General features: G+C 34.6%; 18 protein-coding genes. 13 read left to right on the top strand and 5 right to left on the bottom strand.

Annotated features, from left to right (window positions below; all coding sequences use genetic code 11):
* The first annotated feature begins 64 nt into the window (after positions 1 to 64).
* On the top strand, positions 65 to 583 hold the full coding sequence (locus AAEO59_RS06210; RefSeq protein WP_341699871.1) for a ferritin: 519 nt from the start codon (positions 65 to 67) through the stop codon (positions 581 to 583).
* Between the two features lie 79 nt (positions 584 to 662).
* Positions 663 to 854, top strand: coding sequence for a hypothetical protein (locus AAEO59_RS06205; protein ID WP_341699870.1), 192 nt, complete (start codon positions 663 to 665; stop codon positions 852 to 854).
* Between the two features lie 314 nt (positions 855 to 1,168).
* Here AAEO59_RS06205 and AAEO59_RS06200 read toward each other — a convergent pair whose 3' ends face one another.
* Positions 1,169 to 1,504 (bottom strand): single-stranded DNA-binding protein, encoded by a 336-nt coding sequence (locus tag AAEO59_RS06200; RefSeq protein WP_341699869.1) that lies wholly within the window; start codon positions 1,502 to 1,504, stop codon positions 1,169 to 1,171.
* A 198-nt stretch (positions 1,505 to 1,702) separates the two neighbouring features.
* Here AAEO59_RS06200 and AAEO59_RS06195 point away from each other — a divergent pair, with 198 nt between their 5' ends.
* From AAEO59_RS06195 to AAEO59_RS06180, 4 genes are read left to right on the top strand one after another with little or no spacing between them, the layout of a single operon-like run.
* Positions 1,703 to 3,232 (top strand): carbon-nitrogen hydrolase family protein, encoded by a 1,530-nt coding sequence (locus AAEO59_RS06195; RefSeq protein ID WP_341699868.1) that lies wholly within the window; start codon positions 1,703 to 1,705, stop codon positions 3,230 to 3,232.
* A 2-nt stretch (positions 3,233 to 3,234) separates the two neighbouring features.
* Positions 3,235 to 3,786 (top strand): YfiT family bacillithiol transferase, encoded by a 552-nt coding sequence (locus AAEO59_RS06190; RefSeq protein ID WP_341699867.1) that lies wholly within the window; start codon positions 3,235 to 3,237, stop codon positions 3,784 to 3,786.
* A 10-nt stretch (positions 3,787 to 3,796) separates the two neighbouring features.
* A complete protein-coding gene (locus AAEO59_RS06185) occupies positions 3,797 to 4,144 on the top strand; it encodes a hypothetical protein (protein WP_341699866.1) in 348 nt (115 codons plus the stop codon).
* 21 nt (positions 4,145 to 4,165) lie between these two features.
* Positions 4,166 to 6,583, top strand: a complete 2,418-nt coding sequence (locus tag AAEO59_RS06180) for a M28 family peptidase (RefSeq protein WP_341699865.1) — start codon at positions 4,166 to 4,168, stop codon at positions 6,581 to 6,583.
* 59 nt (positions 6,584 to 6,642) lie between these two features.
* On the opposite strand, the gene radA is transcribed toward AAEO59_RS06180, so the two are convergent.
* The 4 genes from radA to panC form a co-directional block, all read right to left on the bottom strand.
* Positions 6,643 to 8,004, bottom strand: coding sequence for a DNA repair protein RadA (radA, locus tag AAEO59_RS06175; RefSeq protein WP_341699864.1), 1,362 nt, complete (start codon positions 8,002 to 8,004; stop codon positions 6,643 to 6,645).
* The gene (locus AAEO59_RS06170) at positions 8,004 to 9,152 is read right to left on the bottom strand and encodes an alpha/beta hydrolase (protein ID WP_341699863.1); all 1,149 of its coding nucleotides are present in this window, start codon (positions 9,150 to 9,152) and stop codon (positions 8,004 to 8,006) included. Before AAEO59_RS06170 ends, radA begins: the two co-directional genes overlap by 1 nt.
* 135 nt (positions 9,153 to 9,287) lie before the next feature.
* A complete protein-coding gene (gene panD / locus AAEO59_RS06165; protein WP_066328269.1) occupies positions 9,288 to 9,638 on the bottom strand; it encodes an aspartate 1-decarboxylase in 351 nt (116 codons plus the stop codon).
* A 14-nt stretch (positions 9,639 to 9,652) separates the two neighbouring features.
* Positions 9,653 to 10,531: a pantoate--beta-alanine ligase gene (gene panC / locus AAEO59_RS06160; RefSeq protein ID WP_341699862.1), complete on the bottom strand. Its 879-nt coding sequence runs from the start codon at positions 10,529 to 10,531 to the stop codon at positions 9,653 to 9,655.
* 78 nt (positions 10,532 to 10,609) lie between these two features.
* Here panC and AAEO59_RS06155 point away from each other — a divergent pair, with 78 nt between their 5' ends.
* The 7 genes from AAEO59_RS06155 to AAEO59_RS06125 all read left to right on the top strand — a co-directional run bounded on the left by AAEO59_RS06155 (position 10,610) and on the right by AAEO59_RS06125 (position 21,366).
* Entirely contained in the window at positions 10,610 to 11,413 is an 804-nt protein-coding gene (locus AAEO59_RS06155) for a glycogen/starch synthase (RefSeq protein WP_341699861.1), read from the top strand.
* Positions 11,414 to 11,436: 23 nt separating this feature from the next.
* Entirely contained in the window at positions 11,437 to 13,092 is a 1,656-nt protein-coding gene (locus AAEO59_RS06150) for a DUF4270 domain-containing protein (RefSeq protein ID WP_341699860.1), read from the top strand.
* Positions 13,093 to 13,101: 9 nt separating this feature from the next.
* Positions 13,102 to 14,946 (top strand): glutamine--fructose-6-phosphate transaminase (isomerizing), encoded by a 1,845-nt coding sequence (gene glmS / locus AAEO59_RS06145; RefSeq protein ID WP_341699859.1) that lies wholly within the window; start codon positions 13,102 to 13,104, stop codon positions 14,944 to 14,946.
* 216 nt (positions 14,947 to 15,162) lie between these two features.
* The gene (locus AAEO59_RS06140; RefSeq protein WP_341699858.1) at positions 15,163 to 18,027 is read left to right on the top strand and encodes a TonB-dependent receptor domain-containing protein; all 2,865 of its coding nucleotides are present in this window, start codon (positions 15,163 to 15,165) and stop codon (positions 18,025 to 18,027) included.
* A 258-nt stretch (positions 18,028 to 18,285) separates the two neighbouring features.
* Positions 18,286 to 19,797: a F0F1 ATP synthase subunit beta gene (gene atpD / locus AAEO59_RS06135; protein ID WP_071184177.1), complete on the top strand. Its 1,512-nt coding sequence runs from the start codon at positions 18,286 to 18,288 to the stop codon at positions 19,795 to 19,797.
* Between the two features lie 75 nt (positions 19,798 to 19,872).
* Positions 19,873 to 20,154: a F0F1 ATP synthase subunit epsilon gene (locus AAEO59_RS06130; protein WP_341699857.1), complete on the top strand. Its 282-nt coding sequence runs from the start codon at positions 19,873 to 19,875 to the stop codon at positions 20,152 to 20,154.
* A gap of 63 nt (positions 20,155 to 20,217) precedes the next feature.
* A complete protein-coding gene (locus AAEO59_RS06125; RefSeq protein ID WP_341699856.1) occupies positions 20,218 to 21,366 on the top strand; it encodes an aminotransferase class I/II-fold pyridoxal phosphate-dependent enzyme in 1,149 nt (382 codons plus the stop codon).
* The last annotated feature ends 53 nt before the right edge of the window (positions 21,367 to 21,419 follow it).

Raw genomic sequence — 21,419 nt, 5'->3', positions numbered from 1 at the left:
TCTTTTTTCAAAAGAAAGAATTTCGCTAACTTTACGATAATTATAAACTTTAAAATTAGATATTATGCTTTTAAAAAATATAGAGACCGCATTAAATAAACAAATTCGCATTGAAGCCGAATCTTCTCAAACTTATTTATCCATGGCTTGTTGGGCTGAGGTTCATGGTTTAGAAGGTATTGCACAATTTATGTATGCCCAATCTGATGAAGAAAGAGCACACATGCTTAAATTGATTAAATACGTCAATGAACGTGGCGGACATGCTCAGGTTACCGATTTAAAAGCTCCTAAAACAACTTATACTACTTTCAAAGAAATGTTTGAAGAATTATACAAACATGAAGTTTTTGTATCGGATTCTATCAATGAATTAGTTCATATTACGTTTTCTGAGAAAGATTATGCGACGCATAACTTTTTACAATGGTATGTGTCGGAACAAATCGAAGAAGAAGCTACTGCTAAGAATATTTTGGATAAAATTAACCTTATTGGTGATGATAAAGGTGGTTTGTATTTGTTTGATCGTGATATTCAGCAGTTAGCAGTTGCTAATTCGGCATCAAATACTGCTAAATAAAAAAGTTAAATTTTATTTAGAATATATAAAAATAACATTTTTTAATTTATATTTGCTTCAGTTTTAAACTGATAGCAAGATGGGCAAAAAAGAAAAAGAAAAAGAAAAAGACAGCAAAAAAAAGAAGAAAGACAAAAAGAAAAAGGAAGCTCTTGTTGTTATTAAAAAAGTAGAAAACTGTAAATCTTCTTGCTGTGATAAATATAAAAAATCAGAAAGTAAGCGTTGCAAACGTTGCCCTATGTATGATTTGATCAAAAAAGTGGCCTAAATAAATATAAAAACCCATCTCGTTTTAAAAATGTGATGGGTTTTCTGTTTTATCTAAATCCTTACTTAACCGCAAAGAACACCAAGTTTTTCGCAAAGTCCGCAAAGTTTTTAAAAGAAACTATTAAGACATTAAGTTTATTTAAGAGTTCTATCTTTTGTATTTGCTTTGCGTAAAAAAAATGCATCCTTTGCTTTTGATTGTAAAATTAAAAACCGCAAATTCAAATTGAAAAATCTGTGAATCTGCGGTAAATAATTCTGTAAGCTTTGCGTAAAAACTTAGTGAACTTAGTGGTTAAAAATCCATTTAACTTATGGCTTTCCCAGCAAAAGCAAATCTGAAACCACCACTTCGGTCACATAGCGTTTTTCGCCGTTTTTGTCTTCATAACTGCGGTGTGTTAGTTTGCCTTCAATGGCAATTTCTTTTCCTTTAGTTACATATTTCTCGATAATTTCGGCTGTTTTCCCCCAGGCTACTAAGCGGTGCCATTGGGTTTCTTCAACTTTTTCTCCTTTGTCATTTTTGTAGCTTTCATTAGTGGCTAATGTAAAGTTGGCTAATTTTTTTCCTCCTTCAAAATTTTTGATTTCTGGTTCATTTCCTAAGTGACCAATTAACTGTACTTTGTTTCTTAATGCATTCATGGCGTATAAAATTTAATAGTTAATAAAAATTGAAATTTGTAATTGTCATTGAAATTGATGTTGTTTCATTTCGACGAGACAAAATTGCATCAACACCAATAGTTATTCGGTTGTTAGTTATTTACTTTCGGTTGTAAATATTTGTAAACGTTTGTAAACGGATATTTTTTTGTATCTTGCAGGAAATCAGTATATTTTATGCAAGCAGAAATCAATAAAGTAGAATTACGAAATTTAAAAATTCAAGATTATAAAGATTTAAAAAAATCCATGATCGAGTCTTATCCTGAAATGGTAGATGATTATTGGAGAGAATCAGATATTAAAAAGTTACTCAAAATATTTCCCGAAGGACAATTGGTTATTTTAGTTGATGATATTGTTGTTGGAGCTGCGTTGTCATTAATTGTTGATGAAAGATTGGTTGAAAAAAATCATGATTATGCGACAATTACTGGCGATTATACTTTTTCAACACATACATCTGAAGGTAAAGTTTTGTATGGTATTGATGTTTTTGTAGTGCCAAAATACCGTGGTTTGCGTTTAGGACGTCGTTTATATGATGCCCGAAAAGAAATTTGCGAACAATTAAACTTAAAATCTATTGTTTTTGCGGGACGAATCCCGAATTACGGGCAATATGCAAATGAGATTACACCCAAAGTTTATATTGATAAAGTAAGAAGGAAAGAAATTCACGATCCGGTATTATCCTTTCAGTTGAGTAACGAATTTCACGTAATGCGTGTGATGAGAAACTATCTGGAAGGTGATCGAAAATCTAAGCAATTTGCCGTTTTATTAGAATGGAATAATATTTATTATGATGAAAGTCCGCAGATAATTAATGCTACTAAAAGTGTTATTCGGCTGGGTTTGATTCAATGGCAAATGCGTCCGTTGAGCGATTTAGATGCGTTAATAGAACAGGCTGAATTCTTCATTGATGCCGTTTCGGGTTACGGAAGTGATTTTGCGGTTTTTCCGGAATTGTTTATTGCGCCTCTTATGGCTGATTATAACCATTTGTCTGAAGCTGATGCCATCAGGGAACTGGCTAAATATGCCGAACCCATTCGGAAAAGATTTCAGGAATTGGCTATTTCATACAATATCAATATCATCACTGGAAGTATGCCTACTTTAGTTGACGGTGTGTTATATAATAGTGGTTATTTATGCAAAAGGGATGGAACTTATGAAACCTACACTAAAATTCATATTACGCCAAATGAAATTTTTTATTGGGGTATAACCGGAGGGAATACGATTCAGACTTTTGATACCGATTGTGGTAAAATAGGAATCATGATTTGTTATGATGTCGAATTTCCGGAATTATCAAGATTAATGGCCGATGAAGGCATGAATATTCTATTTGTTCCATTCCTGACTGATACTCAAAATGGCTATACCCGTGTGAAACATTGTGCACAGGCACGAGCGATTGAAAACGAATGTTATGTGGCTATTGCTGGTTGTGTGGGTAATTTACCAAGAGTAAATAATATGGATATTCAATATGCGCAAACAGCAGTTTTTACGCCATCTGATTTTGCTTTTCCAAGTAACGGAATAAAGGCCGAAACTACACCAAATACCGAAATGACTTTGATTGTGGATGTCGATTTGGATTTGCTCAAAGAATTACACGAACACGGAAGTGTCAATATCTTAAAAGACCGTCGTCATGATTTGTATCGAATTAAAAAACTAAGAAGTTAAGTATGAATGACCAATTGTATGATTTGGAAAGCTTACGATTTCCAATAGGAGAATTTAAAAAACCGGATTGTATAACTCAAGGCGATTTGGATACTTGGATTACGGCCATTGAATGTTTTCCTTTTAAAATAAAAGAACTCACTAAAAACCTTCCGGTAAATGAAGTAAATTGGATTTACAGACCTAATGGCTGGAAAATAAAACAAGTAGTGCATCATTGTGCGGATAGTCATATCAATAGTTTTGTTCGTTTTAAATTGGCATTAACTGAAGATATACCTGTAATTAAACCTTATGAAGAGCATTTGTGGGCTGAACTTACTGATGGACTGGATGATGATTTAACTGCTTCACTTCAAATAATTGAAGGGGTGCATGCACGCTGGGTTTTGTTATTGAAATCTTTTGGTGAACAGGAATTAAAGAAACAATTTATTCATCCGGCTACCAATAAAACGTTGAGCTTAGAGGAAGTTATTGGCGTTTATGCCTGGCATTGCAATCATCATTTAGCACATATAGAACAAGCTTTATATTACAGAGGACAATTTTAAAAAGTTAGTTATGAAAAACTGTTTAGAATGTGGTGAAAAAATTATAGGTCGCGAAGACAAGAAGTTTTGCAGCGACGGTTGTCGCAATGCCTATAATAACAAGATGAATAAAGATAGCAATAATATCATGCGTAATATTAATAATAAATTACGCAAAAATTATCGCATTCTTAGTGAGCTGAATACCGATGGGAAATCCAAAACAACCAGAACCAAACTGCTGAGTAAAGGTTTCGATTTTGAGTTTTTTACGAATATTTTGAAAACTAAAACAGGAAACACATACTATTTTCTATACGATCAGGGTTATATGTTATTAGAAAATGATATGTATATCCTTGTAAAAAAAGACAATTAAGAATTTTTCAATCAACCCTAAATGAAAAAAGATTTATCATCCATAGTATATGTACTGTTTTTTTCGGCTTTTCTTGCTTTGGTTTACCTCAGTATTATGCCAAGATGGACAATGAATGACGAAAAACCTTTAAACGAATTTTCGACTAAAAGAGCTTTGGTTCACATTAAAAAAATGAGCCAAAAACCCCATTTTGTAAGTTCAGATTATCACAATCAGGTGGCGAATTATTTGCAGGTTGAATTACATAAATTAGGACTGCAAACCCAGTTTCAGGATGGCTATACCTTAACCGATTGGGGTAATTTAACCAAGTCACACAATATCATCGCCCGAATTAAAGGGAGTGAAAATGGCAAAGCATTATTGTTACTTTCACATTATGACAGTGCACCGCATTCGGCTTCTCCTGGAGCTAGTGATGATGCTTCCGGAATCGCTACCATCTTAGAAAGTGTTCGTGCTTTTTTACATACTAAATCGGCACATAAAAATGATGTTATTATTCTGTTTACCGATGCCGAAGAATTAGGTTTAAACGGAGCTGCTCTTTTTGTAACACAACATCAATGGGCTAAGGAAGTAGGTTTGGTGTTAAATTTTGAAGCTCGCGGAACATCGGGGCCCAGTTATATGTTAATGGAAACCACTAAAGGAAATGCAGGAATGGTAGAAAATTTCGCAGCAGCCGGTCCTTCGTTTACGGTTTCCAATTCGTTAATGTATAGCATTTATAAAATGTTGCCTAATGATACCGATTTGACGGTTTTTAGAGAACAGGGGAAAATACAGGGTTTTAATTTTGCTTTCATTGACGGGCATTATAATTACCATACGGCTCAGGATGATGTACAACATTTAGATGTTAATTCTTTAGCACATCAGGGTTCTTATCTGATGCCTTTGCTTAGTTATTTTGCTAATGCTGATTTAAACAGTGTTCAGGCGGTTGAAGATAAGGTGTATTTTTCTATTCCTTTTGGTTTTATCAGTTATCCTTTTAGTTGGGTAATGTCTATGCTGATTATTGCTTTTGTTTTGTTCTTATTCTTTGTCTTTTTAGGAATTGCCAAGAGAATACTAACGATGCAAAAAATTGTAAAAGGGTTTATCCCTCTTCTGGGTTCCTTGTTTGCTTCAGGTTTAATTACTTTTTTGGGTTGGAAACTATTGTTGCAGTTTTATCCGCAATACAATGATTTACTCAATGGATTCACTTATAATGGGCATGATTATATTGAGGCTTTTGTTTTATTAAGCATCGCGGTTTGTTTTGCTTTTTATCATTTTTTTGCTCCCAATAAAATCACAGCTAATCATTTTGTAGCGCCTTTGTTCATTTGGTTGCTTCTTAATGCGGGAATTGCTTTTGGATTAAGAGGTGCCGGTTTTTTGATTGTTCCTGTTTATTTCGGGATTTTTGCTTTTGGATTTTATATTCTTACTCAAAAATACAATCCGATTTTAAACCTTATTTTTTGCGTTCCTGCTTTGTTGATTATCGCTCCTTTTGTTGTGATGTTTCCCGTAGGTTTAGGTTTGAAAATAGTATATGGAAGTGCAGTTTTAACGGCACTTTGTTTTGGATTACTTTTGCCTGTTTTTGGCAATTTTGTTCAAAAAGGAACCTGGTCAGTACTTTTTCTTTTGGCCTCAATTGGTTTTTTTGCGAAAGCGCATACAGCATCTGAGTATGAAAAAGGAAAGGCAAAATCAAATAGTTTGGTTTATCTCTATGATGCTGATGTTAATATGGCACAATGGTTAACGTATGATAAAAATCTGGATGAGTGGACGAAAAATTATCTGGGAGAAAATCCGCGAGAAGCAAAAGGATTGGAAGCTATTCCACTTTTTAGTAAATTCGATACTCATTTTACTTTTGCTGCTAAAGCACCTTTAAAACGTATCGCACAACCTACTGTCGATTTTTTAACGGATAGTATTTCGGATAATCAGCGTTATTTGAAGATTCGAATTGCTCCTAACCGAAAAGTGAATCGCTATGATATTTTTGCTAATGAGAAAATGGATTTGTACAATATCAGAGCGAATGGTGTTTCACATTTAGAACAAAAAGGGAAAATTTACGAAAGGGAGGGGAAGCGCTTGTTGAGTTATTATGTGGTGGATAATGAGCCATTGGTTTTGGAATTTAATATCAATGCGGGAACTGTTTTGGATATGCAGTTGTTAGAAAGTTCGTTTGATTTATTACAAGATCCATCATTTGCCATGAAAAAACGTGCCGACTGGATGATGCCAACTCCTTTTGTGTTAACCGATGCAGTTGCGGTTAAAAAAGCAATTCGTCCAAGTGCGAGAGTGATTCGGGATACGGTTTCGGTTATGGCTCCTAAAGTCAAATTTGTTAGGCCGGTTAAGGTGAAAGCAACGCCTGATCAAGAAATTGCAGTTGTAAAAGATTCAGCTAAATAAAATTTTTAAACCCGGCAGGTTTTCAAAAGCTGTCGGGTTTACTATATGATAATAAGGATTTACCCAAAAAGCATACTTGCTACATCTTCGATTTTGGCGACTAGTTCAATTTTAATCCCTGTATTTTTTAAAGCAATTTTATTGTATTTGGATACGAAAATCGTAGAGAATCCCAGTTTTTCGGCTTCTTGAATACGTTGGTCCACGCGGTTTACCGGACGGATTTCGCCTGAAAGTCCTACTTCGCCGGCAAAACAGAAACCTTTGTCCACCGGGATGTCTTCATTTGAAGATAAAATAGCGGCTACTACGGCCAAATCGATAGCTGGATCATCAACCGAAATTCCTCCGGTGATGTTCAGGAAAACGTCTTTGGCGCCAAGCCTAAAACCAGCTCTTTTTTCTAAAACTGCCAAAATCATGTTGAGTCTTTTGGCGTTGTAACCTGTGGTGCTACGTTGTGGTGTTCCGTAAACTGCTGTACTAACTAAGGATTGAATTTCTATCATCAGCGGGCGCATGCCTTCGAGTGTGGTGGCGATAGCGGTTCCGGATAGTTCTTCGTCTTTATGCGAAATCAGTATTTCCGAAGGATTGGAAACTTCGCGTAAACCACTGCCCAGCATTTCGTAGATGCCAATTTCGGAAGTAGATCCAAAACGGTTTTTTAACGAACGAAGGATTCGGTAAATGTGATTACGATCGCCTTCAAATTGTAAAACCGTATCGACCATATGTTCCAAAATTTTTGGTCCGGCAATGTTTCCGTCTTTGGTAATGTGGCCAATAAGAATAACCGGAATATTGGTTTCTTTGGCAAACTTAATCAGCTCTGCGGTGGTTTCTCTGATTTGCGAAATGCTTCCTGCGGTCGATTCGATATAATCAGTATGAAGCGTTTGAATCGAATCGATTATTACGATTTCGGGTTGAATGGCTTCAATTTGTTTGAAGATATTTTGAGTTTTGGTTTCGGTCAGTATGTAGCAATTATCGCTGCTGGGAGTAATTCGTTCAGCGCGCATTTTAATTTGCTTCTGACTTTCTTCGCCCGAAACGTATAAGGTTTTATAAGGTAATTTTAAAGAAATCTGGAGTAACAGTGTGCTTTTCCCAATCCCGGGTTCACCGCCTAAAAGTGTTAACGAACCGGGAACAATTCCTCCGCCAAGAACACGATTCAATTCGGAATCCGTGGTATCCATTCGGATTTCCTGTGTCGAATCGATTTCGGTAATTTTTAAGGGTTTTGGTGCTCTGTTAGCGGGTGTTGGTTCGCTTTTCCAGGCTACCTTATCTTGTTTTTGAATAATTTCTTCGGCAATGGTATTCCATTCTTTGCAGGCGTTGCATTGTCCCTGCCATTTCGCATAGGAAGTTCCGCAACTCTGACAGAAAAAAGAGGTTTTAACTTTTGACATTATTTTTTTACGCTTAAACTTTTCATATCCTCGTACTTGTTGTACATCATATCTTTGGTCAAATCACCAATTTCTTCTAATTGTGAAGCGCGTTGGTATTTGTTGGAGGCTTTTTTATTGTCGCCTAGTTTTTCATACATTAAGCCTAATTCGTAATCGGCAAGCATCGATTTTGGGTAATTTTTATTGGCTAATTGAGAAAGTTTTTCTAATTCTTCGTAAGCTTTGTTTTTTAAAATTGCGGCTTCAATGGCTTTGAAATCATTGATTCGAATAGGAACGTTCATGCCTAATTTTTGAGTGGTATTTTCATATTTTTTAATGAGATAATCAACGTATCCAGATGGGAGAATGACAATTTTATCAGCAAATTCAGTGGATGAAATGGGTTTGTAGCTATCGAAAATTTGATACAAAGCATTTGGAACCGAATATAATACCAATGAATAATGAGAAGCATTGTTGAACTTGTCGTATTGATAGTTTACTAATGGATTGTTGGTGGCAATCACTTTAATATTAGCATCTAATTCTTCAATTGGCTGGCGCAATTGTTTAATGTCTCCGTCAGCCGAAGATTGGTAATAAAAAATATTTTTCTTGGTGTTGGTTAAAGTAGTGGCAATTTGGTTTTGCATTCCCGGAGCTAATTCAGGACTTAATGAAATGTAAGCATTGAAAAAAGAATTGTCTCTGTAGAGAAAGAAATTCAAAAATCCGGCTGTAGTATCGTGTCCGGCAATAATTCGAAAAGGAGCAACTCTGTATTTTTTTTCTATAAAAGGAATTAGTTCTTCGCCAATGAAATTGTAAAATGCCACAGCTCTTTTGGTTGGAGTGCCTTGGGCTTCATCAAATGCGCAATCGTCCATTCGGCTGTTTTTTTGTTTAATGCCTATGATAATGGTTTCAGGTAAGTCATCCCAATATTCGCCATATTTCAAAGCGCCCTGAAAAGGGTCGAATAAATAATCGCCATCTAATAATAATAAGATGGGATATCTTTTGGTTGGGCTGCTTTCGTAGGATTGGGGCAGACTAACATAAATTTCTCGGGTTTCGTTAAGATTTCCGGATTTGATTAATTCGGTGTTTTTTTGAGCAAATAGCGAAATTGAAAAAAAGAAAAAAAGTAGAAGTTGTTTCATAGTTGGGGAGATTTAAAATGAAGATTCTAAACTGTAAAGCAAGATACTAATTTTTAATCAAAGTAAAATAAAGCCTATAAAAACAAAAAGCGTTTCTGTGAGGGAAACGCTTTGAATTAATGTTTTAATCTTTATCTATGTTAATGAATTGTTGTTTTCGTTCGGGAAAATAATCCACGGCTGAAAGGTTTTTGCTTCTTCAAAGTCCATTGTTGCATAAGAAATGATAATGATAATGTCGTCTCTTTGTACTTTTCTGGCAGCTGGACCGTTAAGTGTGATTTCGCCTGAATTTCGCTCTCCTTTAATGGCATAAGTGTCAAAACGTTCTCCATTATTGATATTAACAATAGAAACTTTTTCTCCTTCAATAATATTAGATGCTTCTAATAAGGTTTCATCGATGGTAATACTGCCAATGTAATTTAAATCGGCTCCTGTTACTTTTACCCGATGAATTTTTGATTTTAAAACTTGAATTTGCATGGTGCAAAAATAAATTATTTTAATGAAATGGTATCAATCAAACGAATATTATTAACAAATACGGCTATAAATGCACGATAATTTTTATCTTTTGATTTGGTATCGCAAGAAATAAGTGTCTCTTCATCAGCGATTTCAAAATATTCTAAATCAAACAAGTCATTGGATTCGAAGATTGTATTGACCCAATTTTTTACTTCTGTACAATCTTGAGTTTTGAATTTTTCTTTGGCTTCCAATAAAGTTTGATAAATAATTGAAGCTTTCTCTCTTTCTTCTGCAGATAAGCGTTCGTTGCGGGAACTCATCGCCAGTCCGTTATTCTCTCTATAAATGTTGCAACTAATGATTTTGACATCCAAATGATTTTTGCTCACCATTTTTTTGACAATTTGCAATTGCTGGAAGTCTTTTTCGCCAAAGTAAGCATTGTCAGGAGATACAATTTCAAAAAGGCGTTTTACAATGGTGCCAACGCCATTAAAATGCCCTGGTCTGAATTTGCCTTCCATTTGGTTTTCTAAACCATCAAAATCAAAATCCTGCGAAGTGACGTTTCCTTCGTAAATATCATCAACCGTAGGAGCGTAGATAATGATATTTGGGTCTAATTGATTGATTTTTTTAGTGTCTTCATCTAAAGTTCTAGGGTATTTTTCCAAGTCCTCAGCGTTGTTAAACTGAGTTGGATTTACAAAAATACTCACTACAGTGTTTTGGTTTTCTGCTAGTGATTGTTGCATTAAAGAAAGGTGACCTTGGTGTAGTGCACCCATTGTTGGAACAAAACCAATAGTGGAATGAGTTGATTTAACCGAATTTAAAAATTCAACCAAAGCTGCTTTCCCATAGAAAATAGGCATGATAATTTTATTAAAATTGAGTGCAAACATAATATATTAGTTAATAACTGCATAAAATTTTGTAATTTTGCGTGGTTTTTATTACCAACGAACTAACTAAATTACAATATGAAAGATAAGAGGATATTATATGTATCATCTGAAGTGGTGCCGTATTTGGCTGAGAATGAGGTTTCTTTAATGTCTTATGATGTTCCTAAGATGGTAAATGACCAAGGGGGACAGATTCGAATTTTTATGCCGAGATACGGTAATATTAATGAAAGAAGACATCAATTACATGAAGTTATTCGTCTTTCGGGAATGAATTTGGTAGTAAATGACTTAGATATGCCGCTAATTATTAAGGTGGCTTCTATTCCTAAAGAAAGAATTCAGGTTTATTTTATTGATAATGACGAATATTTTAAGCGAAAAGCAACTTTTGCTGATGAAGACGGACAATTGTATCCTGATAATGATGAGCGAGCAATCTTTTTTGCAAAAGGTGTTGTTGAAACGGTAAAGAAATTAAATTGGGTACCTGATATTATTCATGTACACGGTTGGATGGCAGCAATGTTGCCTGTTTATATGAAGCATTTTTATAAAAATGAAGCATTATTTTCTGAAACTAAGATTGTTACTTCTGTTTATGGACAATCATTTGACGGAACTTTGGATGTTGAAATGCTTAACAAAGTAAAACTTGATGGAGTTCCTCAGGAAGCGGTTGATATGCTTTCTGTGCCTGATTTTGAAAATATCATGAAGGCAACTGTAATGCATTCTGACGCGGTAATTGTGGCTTCTCCAAATCTTAGTTCAAGTTTAACAAAATTTATTGAAACTTCAGGGAAACCTTTTTTACCTTACGTCCCTAAAGATACTTTCGCCGATGCGTATAGTAATTTTTATAAAGAAATGCTTTAACCCTCAATTTTTAAGTATTTAATATGCGTAATACTTCTTTTTTTAAGATAATTCTACTGGCAATTACTGTTGTTTTTTTTGTTTCCTGTGATAAAGATTTTAACACAATAGGTGGTGATTTGATTGGTGATGAACATTTTGGATTAGTACATGATAGTATTAATGTTCTTTCTTATAATCAAAAATTAGATCCGGTTGCTTCTAATAATTTACCAGTTAACCCTTTGGGGATTTATGAAGATGATGTTTTTGGAACTACCGAAGCTAATTTTGTTACCCAAGTTGTCTTGGCATCGGTAAATCCAACTATTGGTGCTAATCCGGAGATTGATAGTGTGTATATATCAATTCCTTATTTTAGTAAATTTACTTATACAGAAACAGGGGATAAAAAATATGAGTTAGATTCTATTTTTGGTAATCCCGAGGGAAAAATAAAATTGAGTGTTTATAGGAGTGGTTATTTTATGAGGGATTTAGATCCATTAACTGGGTTTTTAGAAACTCAAAAATATTACACTGATCAGGTAAGTGCTTTTGAAAATTTAATAGTTTCTGATAGATTGAATAATAAAGATGATGATCCTTCACAAAATGACCAATTTGTATTTAGTAATAAAGGATTTAAAGATAGCGTATATGTTAATGGCGTAAAAACTTTGCAACTGAAAGATCCTGAAATGCGTTTGATGTTAGATAAAGCTTATTTCACAGATAATATTTTAAAAACGGCTTCAGGGAATTTAGCTTCTAATGATGTTTTTAAAAATTATTTTAGAGGTTTGTATTTTAAAGTAGAGAAATCCGGTGCTAGTCCAGGGCGTTTGGCTATGATGGATTTTAAAAAAGGAACAATAACTATAAATTATAAAGAAGATTTAGTGACAACTACTAACGGTCAGTCTACGACTACAAGAGTGGCTAAGTCAATAGTGCTCAATCTTACAGGTAATACAGTAAGTTTGTTGACAAATACCAAGAAGCCAGCTTATGATACGGCCTTAAATAATCCTAACAAAACTTTGGGTGATAGTCAATTGTATGTAAAAGGTGGAGAAGGAGCGATGACTGTTTTAGATCTTTTTGATAAAACTGATGTTAAAGGATATGATGCTAATGGAAATGAGACAGTTGGTATGAATCATATTCCGGATCAGTTGGATGAATTAAGACGTAAAGATCCTGTGACAGGAAAAAGTATTATGATTAATGAGGCTAATCTTGTTTTTCATGTTGATACTACTATGGGGGCTACTAAAATACCAAATCGTATTTATCTATATGATTTAACTAATAGTACAACAATAGTTGATTATCTTTATGACGGAACAACTGGAACTAATGCTAAAAATGGATTGTTAATTTATGGTGGTAACTTAAGAAAAAATACTGCCGGAGACTATTTTTATAAAATAAATATAACTAATCATATTCGTAGTCTAGTTAAAAATACCGATTCGACAAACGTGAAATTAGGTGTGGTGGTTACTGAGAATATTAATAATAGCGCTATGAATAAATTGCGTTCTTCTTTTACATTGACAGATGGAAAGGTAATTTCTAAAGTGCCTCAGGCCGCAGTTATGAATCCTTTAGGAGTAGTTTTGTACGGAGGGAATTCTTCTGTGCCTGACAAGAAAAAATTAAAATTGCAAATATATTACACAAAACCGAATTAATAGAATTATATGTGTGGAATAGTAGGTTATATAGGACATAGAGAAGCTTATCCTATCGTTATTAAAGGTTTAAAAAGGCTTGAATATCGCGGTTATGATAGTGCCGGTGTAATGGTTTACGATGGTGCAATCAAAGTTTGTAAAACAAAAGGAAAGGTTGTTGCTCTTGAAGATAAGGCGCAAAAAGAGATTGCAACAAATGGAACAATTGGAATAGGTCATACCCGTTGGGCTACACATGGTGTTCCAAATGATGTGAATTCACATCCTCATCTTTCAAATTCAGGTGAGTTGGCTATTGTTCATAATGGAATTATAGAAAACTACGCTCCGTTAAAAGAAGAATTAATGAAGCGTGGGTACGTTTTTCATTCAGATACGGATACAGAAGTATTGGTGAATTTGATTGAAGAAGTTCAGAAAAAAGAAAAATTAAAATTAGGTAAAGCAGTTCAGTTAGCGCTTAATCAAGTGGTAGGTGCTTATGCTATCGCTGTTTTTGATAATAAAAATCCTGACGAAATTGTTGCTGCTCGTTTGGGTAGTCCTTTGGCAATTGGTGTTGGTGAAGAGGAATATTTTATTGCTTCTGATGCTTCTCCTTTTATTGAATATACTTCTAATGCAGTGTATTTAGAAGACGGTGAAATGGCTAATATTAATCTTCGTAAGCCAATCAAAATAAGAAAAATAAAGGATGATAGTTTAGTTGATCCTTATATTCAGGAGCTTCAAATGAATTTGGAGCAAATTGAAAAAGGAGGATTTGATCACTTTATGCTAAAAGAAATTTTTGAGCAACCAAGTGTTATCAAAGATACTTATAGAGGAAGGCTGCACGCAGATAAGGGTATTGTTCAAATGTCTGGAATTGAAGATCATTTGGAGAAATTCTTAAATGCCGACAGAATAATTATCGTGGCTTGTGGTACATCTTGGCATGCAGGTTTAGTAGCGGAGTATATTATTGAAGAGTTTGCTCGTGTTTCGGTAGAAGTAGAGTATGCTTCTGAATTTAGATATAGAAACCCAATTATTAAAAGTACTGATGTGGTAATTGCAATTTCTCAATCTGGAGAAACGGCTGATACTATGGCGGCTATCAAGTTAGCTAAAGAACATGGTGCTTTTGTTTTCGGCGTTTGTAATGTAGTAGGCTCTTCTATTTCAAGAGAGTCTCATGCAGGAGCTTATACGCATGCTGGACCTGAAATTGGTGTTGCTTCAACTAAAGCTTTTACGACTCAGATTACTGTTTTAACTATGTTGGCTTTGCGTTTGGCAAAAGCAAAAGGAACTTTGTCTCATTCTGATTTCCACAGGTATTTATTAGAATTAGAATTAATTCCTGAAAAAGTAAAAGAGGCTTTAGGAACTATTGAAAGAGCTAAAGAAATTGCGGCTGCCTTCAAGGATGCTCCTAATTGTTTGTATTTAGGTCGTGGATATAATTTTCCAGTGGCTTTAGAAGGCGCATTGAAGTTAAAAGAGATTTCTTATATTCATGCTGAAGGTTATCCTGCGGCTGAAATGAAACATGGTCCTATTGCTTTGATTGATGAGCAAATGCCAGTAGTTGTAATTGCTCCTAAGCAAGGACATTATGATAAAATTGTAAGTAATATTCAGGAAATAAAGTCAAGAAGCGGTAAAATTATTGCTGTTGTGACTAAGGGTGATACTCAGGTGAGAGAATTAGCGGATTATGTTATCGAAATTCCGGAAACATCTGATGCATTATCACCACTTATTACTACTATACCTTTGCAATTGCTGTCTTATTTTATAGCGGTTTATAGGGATTGTAATGTTGATCAGCCTCGAAATTTGGCGAAATCAGTAACAGTGGAATAATTTTTCAATATATTTTTTAAAAGCGAGACGAATGTCTCGCTTTTTTTGTTAGTATAAGTTTTGTTTTGAAAAGACGTGTTGGTTTTGAAAGGTTGTTGTGAATTTGATAATTTAAATGATTTTTTTTGCACTTATTCTTGAAATTATGCCATTTATTTTGTTGCTGTGTCAAAATTAATATTATTTTAGTAGTACAAATCATTAATACTTAACCCTATGAAAAATGGTCTTATTTTGTTGTTTTTGTTTTTTTTCGGTTTGAATTTTGCTCAAAATTCGGTTGGTGGTTCAGTTGTGGAAAAGAGTAATTTGCCTGTTGCTGGTGCTAATATTCAGGTTGTTGGTCAAAATGTAACTACGGTTGCGGATAGTGATGGAAGGTTTCTTTTGAGTGTAAAATTAATTTTGCCTTTTGAGCTTGAAGTAAGTAGTGTGGGTTTTGTAACTAAAAGAGTTAAAGTGTCTTCACTGAAGCAACTTATGGGTATTGTGCTTGAAGAAGAACAAAATGTCCTCAATGAAATTGTTGTTTCTGCATCTCGTACACCAGAAAGGGTGCTTGAGTCTCCTGTTACTATTGAAAGAATGGGGATTTCTGATGTGAAGAAAAGTGCTTCTGCAACTTTTTATGATGGTCTTGAAAATTTGAAAGAAGTACAAATGAATACCAGTAGTTTGACTTTTAAATCTATCAATACTCGTGGTTTTGCAACAGTGGCAAATACGCGTTTTATGCAATTGGTGGATGGAATGGATAATTCGTCTCCGTTATTAAATTTTGTTTTAGGGAATATGGTTGGAGTTTCAGAAATAGATGTGCAAAGCGTAGAGTTATTGCCTGGGGCTTCATCTGCATTGTATGGTGCTAATGCGTTTAACGGAATTATGTTTATGAATAGTAAAAGTCCGTTTAATTATCAAGGGATAACCACTTATGTAAAATACGGGCAAACTAGTCAAAAAGCCGCTGGGGTTAATGATTTTGTAGATTACGGAATTAGAATGGCTCATGCTTTTGATAAACATTTTGCTGCTAAAGCTAATTTTACCTATATGAGAGGTACAGATTGGTTTGCTACAGACTATAATGATCGATTTTTTGCAGGTAGGAACAGAACGAATCCTAATTACGATGGTGTGAATGTTTATGGTGATGAAGTAAGTACGAATATTTATAATGTAGGTCAAAAGATGGTTGCTAGTGGGGCATGGACTGCCGCAGGATTACCTTCAGGTTTTGCAGAATATTTGCCAAAAGAGAATGTTTCCAGAACAGGATATAAGGAGGTGGATTTGACAGATAACAAAGCTAGTAATACTAAGATAGATCTTGCTTTTCATTTCAGACCTTTTGGAGATGAGAAATTGGAAGTTATTTGGTTGAGTAAATTTGGTTTTGGTAACGCAGTTTATCAAGGGGCTAATCGTTATTATTTGAATAACTTTTTTATGCAACAGCATAAATTAGAATTCAAAGGGAAGAATTTCTTTTTAAGAGGTTATACAACATCTGAAGATGGTGGTCAGTCCTATGATATGCTTTTTACTGGGATTAATGTAAATAGAACATGGAAGTCAGATGAAACCTGGTTTGGAACTTATGCTGCAAATTATGCAGGGGCTTATGGGAATCCTTTGAGTCCATTGTATAATAATGCTGTCGGGGCGCATGCCTATGCCAGATCTCAGGCAGATGTGGGTAGATTAATGCCGGGAACTTCAGCTTTCAAATCGGCTTTTAATAGTGTAATTGCAGAACCTGATGTTTTGTCGGGTTCAAAGTTGGTTGATAATTCAAAAATCTATCATTCAGATGCTAATTACAATTTTAAGGATTTGGTAAAGTTTGCTGAAATTCAAATTGGAGGTTCTTTCAGGGAATATCAATTGAATTCTCACGGAAGAATTTATACAGATGCTAATGGTCCTATTCATTATAATGAGTATGGCGCTTATACCCAATTGATGAAGAAATTTATGGATGAACGATTAAAATTCACAGGTTCTATCCGATATGATAAATCTCAAAATTTTAAAGGGAATTATTCGCCGCGTATTTCATTGGTTTATGCTGCCGGTGAAAATAAGCAGCATAATTTAAGAGCGTCGTTTCAAACGGGTTTCAGAAATCCTACAACACAGGATCAATATATCGGTTTTAACGTAGGTAATGCGGTATTGATAGGTTCGGCACCGGATAATTTATCCAGATATTCTGAAATTTTACAGGTTAATACCCCAACCGGACAGTTTTTCAATGGAGGAGCAACGAAAGAGATGACAGGAGAGGAAGCTTATGGTAATTCTTATTTGGCAAGTTCGGTGCAGGCTTTCGTAGCATTGGCGACTTCAAATCCTATTGCTGCTTCAGATTTATTGAGAAAAGCTAATGTGGATTATGTAAAACCGGAACGTGTTAGAGCCTTTGAATTAGGGTATCGTTCTGTTGTGAGTAATATGTCTGTTGATGTGAGTGCTTATTATAATATTTATAATGATTTTATTGGAAATCTAACTGTTATTTCTCCATTCTATGGTGTTGTTCAAGATTCTCCAAATCCATTGGGTGGTCCAACTGACCCGGGGGCGCAAACTTTACACGCACTTCAAAATGATAATTACAGAGCTTATCAATTATATACAAATACTGATGTGGAAATTAAATCATTTGGTTTTGGTTTAGGGTTAAATAGAAAGGTTTATAAAGATTATGAAGTAGGGGTAAATTATAATTATGCCGAATTTAATTTTAATCAGGCTAAAGATCCAAGTTTTGAAGCAGGTTTTAATACGCCAAAACACAGAGTGAAAGCTTCTTTTGGAAATGAAAAATTGTTTAAAAATTTTGGTTTTAATGTAAGTGGAAGATGGAATACCGATTATAAATGGGAATCTTCAATGGTAGATGGAATCGTAAAATCGGCAACGGTTTTTGATGCTCAAATGAATTATAGTATACCTTCTTTGAAATCGACACTTAAAATTGTAGCAGCAAATATTGGTGGTAAAGAGTATATGCAGGTTTTGGGCGCTGGAAGGATTGGTCATCAATATTTTGTGTCTTGGGTAATTAATCCTTGATTTTTTTGAAAAATGAGAAGGATGTTGTTTTTAAATAATAGAAAAACGTATTTAATTATTTTAAGTTAAAATGATTGGAGTAACCCAATTTTAAAGTAGTTTTTAAACTATATTTTATTTTTTAATGTTTTTTAAATAAAATTGTTGATTTTTTATTTTAAAAAATTATCTTTGCGCTCTGAAAAAAGACCTAATTCATTGAATTTTGAAGAGGTAAGTTTCATAAACCTAAATAGCTGTTTAATAAATACATAAGTAATGTCTAGAGTAATAGGAAAAGTTGCCCAAATCATTGGCCCAGTAGTTGACGTTGTTTTCAACGGTAAGGATGTTGAACTTCCAAAAATTTATGATTCGTTAGAAATTGTAAAAAAAGATGGTACTAAATTAATCCTAGAAGTACAATCTCACATTGGAGAAAATACTGTTCGTACCATTTCGATGGATTCAACAGATGGTTTGAGTAGAGGTTATGAAGTAATAGGAACAGGAAATCCTATTCAAATGCCGATTGGTGCAGATGTTTACGGACGTTTATTTAACGTTGTTGGAGATGCTATTGATGGTTTGCCAGAATTGCCTAAAACAGGTGAGAACGGAATGTCAATTCACCGTCAGGCTCCTAAATTCGAAGATTTATCTACTTCTTCTGAAGTTTTATTTACAGGTATTAAAGTAATTGATTTGATCGAGCCTTATGCAAAAGGTGGTAAAATTGGATTGTTTGGTGGTGCCGGAGTAGGTAAAACCGTATTGATTCAGGAGTTGATTAACAATATTGCAAAAGGTCACGGTGGACTTTCAGTATTCGCTGGAGTAGGTGAAAGAACACGTGAAGGAAATGACTTGCTTCGTGAGATGTTAGAGTCAGGAATTATTAAATACGGTGAGGAATTCATGCACTCTATGGAAAATGGAGGATGGGATTTATCTAAAGTAGATTTGCCAGGAATGAGAGAGTCTAAAGCTACTTTCGTTTTCGGACAAATGAATGAGCCACCAGGAGCACGTGCTCGTGTAGCTTTATCAGGTCTTTCTATTGCTGAGTACTTCCGTGATGGAGCTGGATCAGACCAAGGAAAAGATGTATTATTCTTCGTTGATAATATCTTCCGTTTTACACAAGCTGGTTCTGAGGTATCTGCACTTTTAGGTCGTATGCCATCTGCGGTAGGTTACCAACCAACATTAGCAACTGAGATGGGTGCGATGCAAGAGCGTATTACATCTACAAACAAAGGATCTATTACATCTGTACAAGCGGTTTACGTACCTGCGGATGACTTAACTGACCCTGCGCCAGCTACAACTTTCGCGCACTTAGATGCTACAACAGTATTGTCTCGTAAAATTGCTGAGTTAGGTATTTACCCAGCGGTAGATCCATTAGATTCTACTTCTCGTATCTTGACTCCACATATCTTAGGAAACGAGCACTATGACTGTGCACAAAGAGTAAAAGAGATTCTTCAAAAATACAAACAATTACAAGATATCATCGCTATCTTAGGTATGGAAGAGTTATCTGAAGAAGATAAATTAGCAGTATCTAGAGCACGTCGTGTACAACGTTTCTTATCTCAACCTTTCCACGTAGCGGAGCAGTTTACAGGTATTCCAGGTGTATTAGTTGATATTAAAGATACTATCAAAGGATTTAATATGATTATTGACGGTGAATTAGATCACTTGCCAGAATCAGCATTCAACTTGAAAGGAACTATCGAAGAAGCTATCGAAGCTGGAGAGAAAATGTTAGCGGAAGCATAAAATCAGTTGGCAGTTTTCAGTTGGTAGTTTTCAGAACTTCTAACTTCTAACTTCTAACTTCTAACTTTAAAAAATATGATTTTAGAAATAGTATCACCAGAGGCATCTTTGTTTAAAGGAGAAATTACCTCAATCACTTTACCGGGTGTTGACGGAAGTTTTCAAATTTTAAACAACCACGCCCCAATAGTTTCTTTACTTCAAAAAGGAACTGTAAAAATTACAGCGCCTAGTTTTAAGTTTAATAAAGAAGCAGCGCCATTGTTTACTAAAGTAAATGATCAAAACTATACTTTAGCTATTGCTTCAGGAACTATTGAAATGAAAGACAATAAAGTAATTGTTTTAGCTGACTAGGGCAATTCAGGTTACTATAAAAACGTCAAGCTTTTGCTTGGCGTTTTTTTTTATTTTTGATTTATGAAAAGTTTACCCAAAAATCTAATAGTAAAACTAGAGGCGAGAATTAAAAGTAATGCCTTGCGTCATTTGCCTGAGTCTTCTAATTTAGTTGATTTCACTTCCAATGATTATATTGGTTTTTCTAAATCAGAATCGATTTTTAAGGCAAGTCATCAATATTTGATAGAAAATAATTTTATTCAAAATGGCGCGACGGGTTCCCGATTAATATCAGGAAATCATGTCTTATATCAGGAAGCAGAAAATTATATTGCTCAATTTCATCAGTCAGCCTCTGCGTTGATTTTTAATTCGGGTTATGATGCCAATGTCGGTTTTTTTAGTTCGGTGCCTCAAAAGGGAGATTTGATACTTTATGACGAGCTTTGTCATGCGTCTATCAGAGACGGAATCCAATTGTCTTATGCCAAAGCGTATAAATTCAATCATAATGATTTTGAAGATTTAGAGAAAAGACTTAGACAGGCTCAGTCTGACAACTTAATTAAAGAGATATACATAGTTACAGAAACCGTTTTTTCTATGGATGGCGATTGTCCTAATATGGAAGAATTGATTGCTATTTCTGAAAAATATGGTTGTTATTTAGTCGTTGATGAAGCCCATGCTTTGGGTGTTTTTGGAGAAAATGGTAGTGGTTTGGTTCAGGAATATGATGTACAAGACAAAGTTTTTGCGCGAATAATGACTTTTGGAAAGGGTTTGGGTTGCCATGGCGCTGCTATTTTGGGTAGCGAGGAATTAAAACAGTATTTAGTCAACTTTGCCCGAAGTTTTATCTATACAACGGGGCTTTCTCCACATTCAGTTGCTACAATTCTAATAGCTTATCAGCATTTGGAAACTGAAAAGGATAAGATTTTTGCCCTAAAAGAAAATATTATTCATTTCAATCAGCAAAAGAACCTGTTGGGTTTAAAGCCTCTTTTTGTTCGATCTAAATCAGCAATTCAATGTGCGATTGTCCCGGGAAATGAAAAAGTAAAAGCGATTGCGCGACAACTTCAGAATAAGGGCTATGATGTCAAAGCCATTTTGTCGCCAACAGTTCCGGAAGGTCAGGAACGATTGCGTTTTTGTTTGCATGCCTCTAATTCGAAAGAGGAAATAACCTCAGTAATCGCTACTCTTTTAAGTCTTTTGTAATTTTTTTTTGATTTTTTGTAACGTTTTTGGATTTCGATTACTTATTAAGTGTA

Origin of the sequence: Flavobacterium flavipallidum (assembly GCF_038289905.1) — a bacterium.
Taxonomy (GTDB): domain Bacteria; phylum Bacteroidota; class Bacteroidia; order Flavobacteriales; family Flavobacteriaceae; genus Flavobacterium; species Flavobacterium flavipallidum.
This window is presented reverse-complemented; position numbering and strand designations above follow the sequence as displayed.